Annotated in this window: 10 protein-coding genes; 2 read left to right on the top strand and 8 right to left on the bottom strand. The window is 70.3% G+C overall.

Features of this window, described 5'->3' with window-relative positions; translation table 11 throughout:
• The coding region (locus tag ACTHNQ_RS13260) for a DMT family transporter (RefSeq protein WP_440334051.1) at window positions 1–541 on the top strand (541 nt) is incomplete at its 5' end.
• A gap of 91 nt (window positions 542–632) precedes the next feature.
• On the opposite strand, the gene ACTHNQ_RS13255 is transcribed toward ACTHNQ_RS13260, so the two are convergent.
• From ACTHNQ_RS13255 to ACTHNQ_RS13245, 3 genes are all read right to left on the bottom strand, one after another.
• Window positions 633–1,196 (bottom strand): YceI family protein, encoded by a 564-nt coding sequence (locus tag ACTHNQ_RS13255; protein WP_440334049.1) that lies wholly within the window; start codon window positions 1,194–1,196, stop codon window positions 633–635.
• Window positions 1,197–1,358: 162 nt separating this feature from the next.
• Complete coding sequence (locus tag ACTHNQ_RS13250) at window positions 1,359–1,727, bottom strand: FKBP-type peptidyl-prolyl cis-trans isomerase (protein WP_018172164.1); 369 nt, start codon at window positions 1,725–1,727, stop codon at window positions 1,359–1,361.
• Window positions 1,728–1,938: 211 nt separating this feature from the next.
• Window positions 1,939–3,162 carry a PrsW family intramembrane metalloprotease gene (locus ACTHNQ_RS13245; protein ID WP_440334047.1) on the bottom strand — a complete coding sequence of 408 codons (1,224 nt, stop codon included), beginning with the start codon at window positions 3,160–3,162 and terminating at the stop codon, window positions 1,939–1,941.
• Window positions 3,163–3,253: 91 nt separating this feature from the next.
• Here ACTHNQ_RS13245 and ACTHNQ_RS13240 point away from each other — a divergent pair, with 91 nt between their 5' ends.
• Window positions 3,254–4,117: a fumarylacetoacetate hydrolase family protein gene (locus ACTHNQ_RS13240; protein ID WP_440334046.1), complete on the top strand. Its 864-nt coding sequence runs from the start codon at window positions 3,254–3,256 to the stop codon at window positions 4,115–4,117.
• A gap of 71 nt (window positions 4,118–4,188) precedes the next feature.
• Here the strand turns inward: ACTHNQ_RS13240 and ACTHNQ_RS13235 are convergent, their stop codons facing one another.
• The 5 genes from ACTHNQ_RS13235 to ACTHNQ_RS13215 all read right to left on the bottom strand — a co-directional run bounded on the left by ACTHNQ_RS13235 (window position 4,189) and on the right by ACTHNQ_RS13215 (window position 9,244).
• The gene (locus tag ACTHNQ_RS13235) at window positions 4,189–4,881 is read right to left on the bottom strand and encodes a DUF4190 domain-containing protein (RefSeq protein ID WP_440334044.1); all 693 of its coding nucleotides are present in this window, start codon (window positions 4,879–4,881) and stop codon (window positions 4,189–4,191) included.
• Between the two features lie 105 nt (window positions 4,882–4,986).
• Window positions 4,987–6,465 (bottom strand): aspartate ammonia-lyase, encoded by a 1,479-nt coding sequence (locus tag ACTHNQ_RS13230; RefSeq protein WP_440334042.1) that lies wholly within the window; start codon window positions 6,463–6,465, stop codon window positions 4,987–4,989.
• A 147-nt stretch (window positions 6,466–6,612) separates the two neighbouring features.
• Window positions 6,613–7,539 (bottom strand): metallophosphoesterase, encoded by a 927-nt coding sequence (locus ACTHNQ_RS13225; RefSeq protein WP_440334040.1) that lies wholly within the window; start codon window positions 7,537–7,539, stop codon window positions 6,613–6,615.
• Window positions 7,540–7,562: 23 nt separating this feature from the next.
• Entirely contained in the window at window positions 7,563–7,895 is a 333-nt protein-coding gene (locus ACTHNQ_RS13220; protein ID WP_018172158.1) for a hypothetical protein, read from the bottom strand.
• Window positions 7,892–9,244 carry an anion permease gene (locus tag ACTHNQ_RS13215; protein ID WP_440334037.1) on the bottom strand — a complete coding sequence of 451 codons (1,353 nt, stop codon included), beginning with the start codon at window positions 9,242–9,244 and terminating at the stop codon, window positions 7,892–7,894. The genes ACTHNQ_RS13220 and ACTHNQ_RS13215 overlap by 4 nt, the downstream gene beginning before the upstream one ends.
• Between the last annotated feature and the right edge of the window lie 55 nt (window positions 9,245–9,299).

The following is a 9,299-nucleotide window of genomic DNA, read 5'->3' as shown; positions in this document are numbered from 1 at the left end:
AGCGCTCCAGGTCGTCGGGATCGGCGTCGGCATCGTCGGCGTGATCGTCATCATCGCGCCGTGGCAGGGCGTCTCGCTCGACGGCAGCCTCGTCGCCGAGCTGGCGATCCTCGGCGCGACCGCGAGCTACGGCTTCAGCTTCGCGTACATGCGCCGCTTCGTCTCGAACACCGGCATGTCGGCCCTCGCGTTCACGTTCGGCTACATCGCGATGGCCGGGCTCGTGATGGCGGTGCTCACGCCGTTCCTCGTGCTGACCCCGGTGCGGCTGGACGTCCCCATCGTCGTGAGCCTCGTGCTGCTCGGATGCCTGGGCACCGGCATCGCGTATGTGTGGAACCAGAACACCGTGCGCGCCTGGGGTCCGACGCGCGCGTCGACGGTCACCTACATCACTCCGGTGGTCGGCGTCATCCTCGGCGTGCTCATCCTCGGCGAGACGGTCAGCTGGAACGAGCCCGTCGGCGCCCTCGTCGTCTTCCTCGGCATCCTGCTGGCACAGGACCGCCTGCGACTGCGGCGCCGGTCCTCGCAGACATGAGAAGAGTGGTCCCCACGGCCCGACGCTCCGCGCGACGCGTCAGCGGCGCGTGGAGAGGCCGTGGGGACCACTCTTCGAAAGGTCCGTGCGATCAGGCGGGCTGGTGCGCGCCCTGCAGGTCGAGCGTGATGGTGATGTCCTTGCCCACCAGGACGCCGCCGGTCTCGAGCGCGGCGTTCCAGGTGAGGCCGAAGTCCTCGCGGTTCACGATCGTCTTGGCCGTCGCGCCGGCCTTGTAGTTGCCCCACGGGTCGACGCCGAAGCCGCCGAAGTCGAACTCGAACGTGACGGGCTTGGTGATGCCGCGGATCGTCAGGTCGCCGTCCACGAGGAAGTCGCCGTCCTCGACGCGGGCGCCGGTCGAGCGGAACTCCATCGTGGGGTGGTTCTCGACGTCGAAGAAGTCGGCCGAGCGCAGGTGGTTGTCGCGCGCCTCGTCCTTGGTGTCGACCGACGTGACGTCGACGCTCGCCTCGACCTTGGCCTCCAGCGGGTTCTCGGGCGCGATGAGGGTCGCGCTCTTCATGCCGAACGTGCCGCGCACCTTCGAGATCATCATGTGGCGGACGCTGAAGGTCACCTCGCTGTGCGCGGGGTCCAGCACCCAGGTGCCGGTGCGGTAGCCGGGGATGTCGATCGTCGTGGCATCGGTCATGTGTTCCTCCGTGGTGGTGAGAAGTCCGTTCGCCCGCTTCCCGCGGGCTCACGGGTGACAACGTCACTGTCCAGGTTATCTATTCCTGTGAATGAAAAAATTCTCACGAGGACACGAAGAGGGGCGGACGCCGCAGCACCCGCCCCTCAAGAACAGCCGGAGTCAGCCGACCTTGATGAGGTCGATGACGAAGATCAGCGTCTTGCCGCCGAGGAAGTGTCCACCGGCGGGGCCGTAGGCGAGGTGCGGCGGGATGACGAGCTCGCGACGGCCGCCCTCCTTCATGCCCGGGATGCCGTCCTGCCAGCCCTGGATGAGGCCGCGCAGCGGGAACTGGATGCTCTCGCCACGGTTCCACGACGAGTCGAACTCCTCGCCGGTCTCGTACTCGACACCCACGTAGTGGACGGTGACGGTGTCGCCGGGCTTGGCCTCGGCGCCGTCGCCCACGACGATGTCGCGGATGACGAGGTCGGCGGGCGCGGGGCCGGCGGGTGCGTCGATCTCAGGCTTGGTGCGGTCGTCAGTCATGCCACCATCCAACCATCCCGGCGCCCAGACCGCAGTGCCGGTTCGCCGTCAGGGTAACCGGACCCGTCCCTTGACACCCGCGACGCGCACCCGGCATCCTGGTGGCAGACCAGCTCAGCGCTCGGGAGTCACGCAGGCATCGCCGCGGCACCGAGCGCTGAGTTTGTCTGCGGCCACCGCGGCACACGCCGCTCCTGGCCCGGACACGGGTCTACGGGGCGAACATCGCTGCGCGCGTCGCGACGATGCGCCCGAGCAGTTCGTGCTCCTGCCCCGCCGCCTGAGGGTCGCGTCCGGTCAGCGCCCGCTGACGCGTCGCGGCGAGCGCCGTGGCATCCGAGATGAACGATCGCATCATGGGCCGCCGGTCGCCGCGCAGCGTCGCCGCCCACGCCATCGCCGCCTTGCGCCCGCCCGAGGTGGCCAGCATGTCGACCTCCTGCGGCGTGAACCAGCCCGCAGCGGCGTAGTCGCCGAGGCGACGCCTGGTCAGTCGCGCCTCTTCGCGGCGCAGCGCCACGATGCCGAGCACGAACCCGATGAACAGCGGAACCTGCAGCGTGAGGTACAGCACGAAGAAGTCGCCGAACATGGCCGAGCCGTTCCAGAAAGCGTGCAGTGCGATGGCGCCGGCGAGGCCCGCCAGCCACGGTCCGATCGCCTGGCCGGTCGTCAGGCCCCGTCGGGCGGCCAGACCGAGCGCGAACCCGGTCACGCTCGTGAACATGACATGCGCGAAAGGCGAGAGGATGCCGCGGAGGAAGAAGGTCGTCGAGGTCTCGATCGCGCCGCCCTCGATGAAGCTCACGGCGAAGTACTGGATGTTCTCGGTGAACGCGAACCCGGCGCCGACCAGTGCGCCGTACACGACGCCGTCGACGGGTCCGTCGAACGACCGGCGCGCGATCGCGAAGATGAGGAGCACGCCGAGCCCCTTGGCGAACTCCTCGACCACGGGCGCCTGCACCACCGTCTGCAGCACCTCTCCGACGCCGGTGCGCACGCCGAACAGCAGGGTCAGCACCGCGTCCACGCCGAGCGCGATGCCGACGGCCGCGATGGCGCCCCACGCCACCGCGAGCAGCAGCAGCCGGCCCGGCTCGGGCTCCCACCGGTCGACGAGGCGCACGGCGAACCACACGCCGACGAGGGGGACGAGCGCGAGGATCATGCCGAGGAGTGAAGCGCCGGGGCCGAGCGCATTGAGGAAGTACCCCACGAGTCCGACGAGCACCAGGACGAGGACCGCGACGAGCCAGATCGCGGCCGCGCTCCCCCGCTTCGGCGCCGACGCCGCCACCGGCACCGGCGCGTGCGACGTCGTCGGCGGAAAGATCGTCGCGGGCGCGGCGTGGTGCGGCTGGGCGAACGCGGAAGCGAACTCAGGAGGCGTGAGCGAGGGCCGCTGGGGCGCGGCACCGGGATCGGACGTCATGCGCACAGCCTAGAGGCGCGTGCCGGCGGCGACCGAGCGCCGACCGACCTGGGACATCCCCATCCATCATGTCGCCGAGTAGGTTGGGGGCATGCGCTTCGCCCACGTCGTCCCGCCCGGCGGCGCCCTGCCGAGACTCGTCCTGGTGGACGGCGACGAAGCGGTGTTCGTCGACGAGCTCTTCGAGGGCGCCCCCGCCACCCTGGAGCAGCTGATCGCCGGCGGCGACGCGCTGCTCGATCGGGTCCGGGATGCGGGCGACGGCGGGGCGCGGCATCCGCTGACCGCGATGCGATTCGCGTCCGCGCTGTTGACGCCGCCGGTCGTCCTCGCGATCGGTCTCAACTACGCCGCGCACTCCAGCGAGCTCGGGCTCAAGACCGACTCGACGCCGACGGTGTTCGTGCTCTGGCCGAACTCGCTCGCCGGCCACGACGGCACGACGACCTGGCCGCGCACGCTCAGCGAATCCGTGGACTACGAGGCAGAGCTGGGCGTGATCATCGGGACCCCCGCGAAGGACGTCGACCCCGAGCACGCGCTCGACCACGTGTGGGGGTACACCGTCGTCAACGACATCACCGCGCGCGACATCCAGTACTCCGAGGCCCAATGGTCGCGGTGCAAGTCCTTCGACGGCTTCACGCCGACCGGCCCGTTCGTCGTCACCCGCGACGAGGTGCCGGACCCGCAGGCGCTGCACATCTGGACGGTGCTGGACGGCACCACCCTGCAGGACGCCACGACGGCGCAGATGGTGCGCCCCGTCGCCACCCTCGTGTCGCACCTGTCCCGGTCGGCCACCCTGCTTCCGGGCACGCTCATCTCGACCGGCAGCCCCGGCGGCGCCGGCTACTCGCGCGACCCGCAGGTGTTCCTGCGCGACCGTTCCACGGTGACGGTCGGGATCGACGGCATCGGCGCGCTCACCACGCACTGCCGCATCGTGGACTGACCGGATGCGTCGCGCCACCCGTTACGACGAAGCCCCTCTCCGACGGAGAGGGGCTTCGTCGTGTCAGTCGATCACGGGCAGGTGATCGTGGTGCCGTTGTCGAGCACGTAGTCGCCCGCGGGGTAGCCCGCGCAGATCTGCGCCAGCGAGGTGCCCAGGTTGACCAGGACCACCGTCAGGATGATGCCCGCGATGATGCCGAGCACGAGGAAGATCCAGCCCAGGATGATCGCGACCTTGGCGGGCGTGTTGGGGACGCCGGCCTTCTTGCTCTGCGAGCGCGCGACGTAGCCCAGGATCAGGCCGATGAGCGACGCGAAGAACACGACGACGAGCGCCACGATGCCGAGCGTCTTGCCGGGGACCGGAGCGCCGGGCGCCGGTGCGCCGTACGGCGCGGGCGGGGCGGCGGCGTAGGCAGGAGCGGCACCCGGGTCGGCGGGAGCGCCGTACGCCGGCGGGGCGGGCGGGACGGTTCCGTAGGCCGGAGGCGCGGCAGGCGCAGCGCCGTACGCGGGAGCGGCGGCTTCGGGCGCCAGAGCCGAGGGGGCCTCGTACTCCGCGGCGGGAGCCGCGGAGTCAGCCGGCGCCTCGTACGCCGGAGCGGCGGGGGCCTCGTACGCCGGGGCAGCCGGAGCAACGGGCTCGGCGGCAGCGTCCGGGGCCGGTGCCTCGGGCGCCGTCGGAGCGGCGTCGGCTGCCGGCGCCGCGGGCGGCACCGGCGGCTGCTCTGCCGGGTCGACAGGGTTCTGGGAGTCGGTCATATGTGGGTTTCCTCTCGCATGTGACTCCCCGACGGTATCGGCAGGCGCATGTCCGGGGCAATCGGGCCCGGTGGGGAGAATCCCCCACCGGGCCCGATTCGCACCTCAGCGCACGCCGGTGTCGGATGGGACGACGTCTTCGGGCGCCTGTACGACCGGGATCGCCGCCGTCACGGTCTCCAGACCCGACAGGCGCGCCGGCGACAGCTGCTTGTTGACCTCGTCGCGCGACATCAGCCCGGCCTCGACGACGAGGTCGGCCACGCTCCGGCCGGTGAGCAGCGCCGTCTTGGCGAGCGCCGCCGCTGCGGCGTAGCCGATGAACGGGGTGAGCGCGGTGATGACTCCGACCGACGAACCCACCATCGCCCCGAGGCGCTCGCGGTTGGCGGTGATGCCGTCGACGCAGTTCACCCGCAGCGTGTACATCGCCTGGCGCAGCCACGTGATCGACTGGAAGATCGAGTGCGCGATCACCGGCTCGAAGGCGTTCAGCTGCAGCTGCCCGCCCTCGACCGCCATCGTGACCGTCAGGTCGGAACCGGCGACGGCGAACGCCACCTGGTTGACGACCTCGGGGATCACCGGGTTCACCTTGCCGGGCATGATGCTGGAGCCTGCCTGCCGCGCCGGGAGGTTGATCTCGCCGAAGCCCGCCTGGGGGCCCGACGAGAGCAGCCGCAGGTCGTTGCAGATCTTCGACAGCTTGATCGCGTTGCGCTTGAGCGACGACGAGAACGACATGAACGAACCGGTGTCGCTCGTCGCCTCGACGAGGTCACCCGCCGTCGCGAGGTCGAGGCCCGAGATCTCACGCAGGTGCCGCAGCACCGCCGGCGCGTAGCTCGGGTGCGTGGTGATGCCGGTGCCGATGGCCGTCGCACCCATGTTGATCTCGTACAGGAGGTACGCGTTCTCGGTGAGTCGCTGGTGGTCGTAGCCGAGCGTCGTGGCGAAGCCGTGGAACTCCTGGCCGAGCGTCATGGGCACGGCGTCCTGCAGCTGCGTGCGGCCGACCTTGAGCACGTCGTGGAACTCGACAGCCTTGGCGAGGAACGACTGACGCAGCAGGTCCAGCTCCTCCAGCAGCGTGTCGAGGTCGAGGCCCAGCCCCACCTTGATGGCGGTCGGGTACACGTCGTTGGTCGACTGGCTGCGGTTCGTGTCGTCGATGGGCGACAGGAACGCGTAGTCGCCCTTCTCGCGCCCGGCGAGCTCGAGCGCGATGTTGGTGATGACCTCGTTCGCGTTCATGTTGGTCGACGTGCCGGCGCCGCCCTGGATCACGCCGACGACGAACTGGTCGTGGTACTCGCCGTCGATGACGAGCTGCGCGGCACGGTCGATGAGGTCGGCCTTCGCCGGGTCCAGCACGCCGATCTCGCGGTTGGCGCGGGCCGAGGCCTGCTTGACCATCGCGAGGGCGCGCACCATGTCGGGGTACACCGAGATGGGGCGCTTCGAGATCGGGAAGTTCTCGAGTGCGCGCGCGGTGTGGATGCCCCAGTACGCGTCGGCGGGGATCTCCATGGATCCCAGGGAATCGGTCTCGATGCGGGTTCGCGTCATTGCGTCCAGAGCCATGTGTGCAGTCCTCGTGGGTCGTTCACAGCGGTGTGCGGGTTGTCATCGACCCTACTCGCGCAACGGCCACCCGGGGTTGTACGGGGCGTACACTCAGGCGCCGCCCACCATACGCGACGGCGGCTGCACCGCGACACGGCGATCAGCTCACGACCGCTTGCGCGAGAACTCCTCGAGTCGCTGCTCCGGAGTGAGGCGCGCCATGTGCGCCACCCACTCGGGCGAGAAGAAGTCGGCGGTCGATGCCTCGACGACGGGCACGACGGCATGGGTGATCGTGTCGTCGTACACGTGCACGAGATGGAACGACTGGCCGGCATCCATTCCGTTCACGAGGTCGGCGGGACGCGCCAGGTTCATCGTGTAGCAGGTGGCCGCGGCGACGCTCACCGGCACGCCCGCGAAGGTGCCGCTGGTCGAGAAGTGGAGGTGGCCTGCGAGGATCGCACGGACGTCGGTCCCCGCGATCACCTCGGCGAGCCTGCCCTGGTCGCGCAGCTCGAGGATGTCGAAGAACGGGATGTGGGACGGCAGCGGGGGGTGGTGCATCGCGAGGATCGTGCCGAGCGGGGCCGGTGTCGCCAGCACGTCGCGCAGCCACTCCAGCTGGGCCGTGTCGAGGTCGCCGTGGTGCCAGCCGGGCACGGTGGAGTCCAGCGCGACGAGGCGCAGCCCGTCGAGGTCCCACACGCCGGTCACCGGCTCCTCGGTCGGCGCCGCGTCGAGCAGCTCGCGCCGCAGCGCGGGCCGCTCGTCGTGGTTGCCCGCCACCCACACCACGGGCGCGCCCAGACGCTCGGCGAACGGCTCGACCGCATCGCGCAGCGCGCGGTACGCCTCGGGCTCGCCGAGATCGGTCAGGTCGCCGGTGAAGACGACCGCGTCGGGACGGATGCCGGTGGCCTCGGCCGCCGCCAGCGCCCTGCGCAGATTCGCCGCGGTGTCGTACCGGCCGCCGAGGGGCGGATTGCCGGCGAGAAGATGCGTATCGCTGATGTGCAGCAGCGTCCGGCGGGCGGGCGGGTGCTGGCCGAACTGCACGGGTGCTCCGTGCGGAACCGGTGTGGCGACCATGCCCCCACCCTAGGCGGTGACGCTCAGTGCCCGAAGACGATCAGCAGCAGGCCGCCGAGCACGGCGAGGCCGCACATCCCGAACGACGCGTACGCGCCGACGAGCGCCAGGCGCTTCTGGCCGTCGGTGAGCGGCGACTTCTTGGCGGCCTTCGCCGCCGCCTTCTCGGCGCGACGCGCCTCCTTCTCGGAGATCACGGTGATGGCGTCGGTGAACTCGGCCGGCGCCACCACGGGCACGCGTCCGGCGCGCACCAGCAGCCGCACGGCGATGGCGTAGAAGCCGACGACGAGCAGCGACGCGATGAGCGCGGCGACGAACACCTGGACGAAGGCGAGCCAGTCGATCTCGATCATTTCTTCTCGCCTCCCTTGCCGGGGCGCGCCGCGGCCTTGGCGGCGGCATCCGCCTTCGAACGCTCTCCGGCGGCCTTCGCGTCGGCCTTCGCCTTCGCCTTCGCGGCGGCCTTGACGCGCGCCTGCTCCTCGGCGCGGACGCGCGCCTCTTCACGGGCGATGCGGCGCTGACGGCGCGTGGGCGGCGGGTTGCGCTTCACCTTGACGGCGAGCCCGGAGTCGGCCACCTCGCTCATGGCGTTGCTCGCGTTGACCTCGTCACGGCGCGAGCGCAGGAACAGCCCGACGATGATGACGACGGCGAGGACCGCGTCGATGAAGACGCCCCATCCGCCGAGCCACGTGACGATCAGCGCGGCGACGGCGCCGACGGCACCCGCGGCGGGGAGCGTGAGCAGCCAGCCGATCGCGATGCGCCCGACGGTGCGCCAGCGCACCTTCGACCCGCGACGGCCGAGTCCCGAGCCGATCACCGAACCCGACGCGACCTGGGTCGTCGACAGCGCGAAGCCGAAGGCGCTCGAGGCCAGGATGGTCGAGGCGGTCGCGGTCTCTGCCGAGAAGCCCTGGGCGGGCTTGACGTCGGTGAGGCCCTTGCCGAGCGTCCGGATGATGCGCCACCCGCCGACGTAGGTGCCGAGCGCGATCGCGAAGGCGCAGGCGAAGACGACCCACGTGTAGGGGTCCTCCTGGCTGGCGCTCTGCCATCCGGCGACGATCAGCGTGAGGGTGATGACGCCCATCGTCTTCTGCGCGTCGTTGGTGCCGTGCGCGAGCGCGACGAGCGATGACGTGAAGATCTGGCCCCAGCGGAACCCGTCACGGCCGTCGGGCTTGCTGTCGTACCGCCGCGTCAGCAGGTACGCGAGGCGCGTCGCGGCGAACGCGATCACGCCGGCGGTGAACGGGGCGATGACGGCGGGGAGCACCACCTTGCCGAGCACCTCGCCGAAGTTGATCGACGACAGCGACATCGTGCCGACGATCGTCGCGCCGATGAGACCGCCGAACAGGGCGTGCGACGAGCTCGAGGGCAGGCCGAGCAGCCACGTGAGCATGTTCCACGTGATCGCGCCGATGAGGCCCGCGAAGATGATGGGCAGCATCTCCGAACTGGATATGGCGTCTTCGTTGATGATGCCGTGCGAGATCGTCTTCGACACCTCGGTCGACAGGAACGCGCCGACGAGGTTCAGGCAGGCTGCGAGCAGCACCGCCACCTTGGGCTTGAGCGCACCGGTCGCGATCGGCGTCGCCATCGCATTCGCGGTGTCGTGGAAGCCGTTCGTGAAGTCGAAGAAGAGCGCGAGAGCGATGACCAGAACGACGATCAGGGCTGCGGTTTCCACCGTTCGCTTTCCGAGAAGGGATGGGAAAAGGAAGTGCCGACGGGATCGGCGCGAC

Origin of the sequence: Microbacterium sp. (assembly GCF_051953575.1) — a bacterium.
Lineage (GTDB): Bacteria > Actinomycetota > Actinomycetes > Actinomycetales > Microbacteriaceae > Microbacterium.
The sequence above is the reverse complement of the archived record's forward strand: the minus strand, read 5'-3'. Positions and strand labels throughout refer to the sequence as shown.

What these genes read in the sequence shown, in the direction of transcription:
- ACTHNQ_RS13235 (WP_440334044.1), bottom strand. Translation starts at nt 4,881, where the DNA reads ATGACCGACTCCCAGAACCCTGTCGACCCGGCAGAGCAGCCGCCGGTG.
- ACTHNQ_RS13225 (WP_440334040.1), bottom strand. Translation starts at nt 7,539, where the DNA reads ATGGTCGCCACACCGGTTCCGCACGGAGCACCCGTGCAGTTCGGCCAG.
- ACTHNQ_RS13250 (WP_018172164.1), bottom strand. Translation starts at nt 1,727, where the DNA reads ATGACTGACGACCGCACCAAGCCTGAGATCGACGCACCCGCCGGCCCC.
- ACTHNQ_RS13230 (WP_440334042.1), bottom strand. Translation starts at nt 6,465, where the DNA reads ATGGCTCTGGACGCAATGACGCGAACCCGCATCGAGACCGATTCCCTG.
- ACTHNQ_RS13245 (WP_440334047.1), bottom strand. Translation starts at nt 3,162, where the DNA reads ATGACGTCCGATCCCGGTGCCGCGCCCCAGCGGCCCTCGCTCACGCCT.
- ACTHNQ_RS13240 (WP_440334046.1), top strand. Translation starts at nt 3,254, where the DNA reads ATGCGCTTCGCCCACGTCGTCCCGCCCGGCGGCGCCCTGCCGAGACTC.
- ACTHNQ_RS13255 (WP_440334049.1), bottom strand. Translation starts at nt 1,196, where the DNA reads ATGACCGATGCCACGACGATCGACATCCCCGGCTACCGCACCGGCACC.
- ACTHNQ_RS13220 (WP_018172158.1), bottom strand. Translation starts at nt 7,895, where the DNA reads ATGATCGAGATCGACTGGCTCGCCTTCGTCCAGGTGTTCGTCGCCGCG.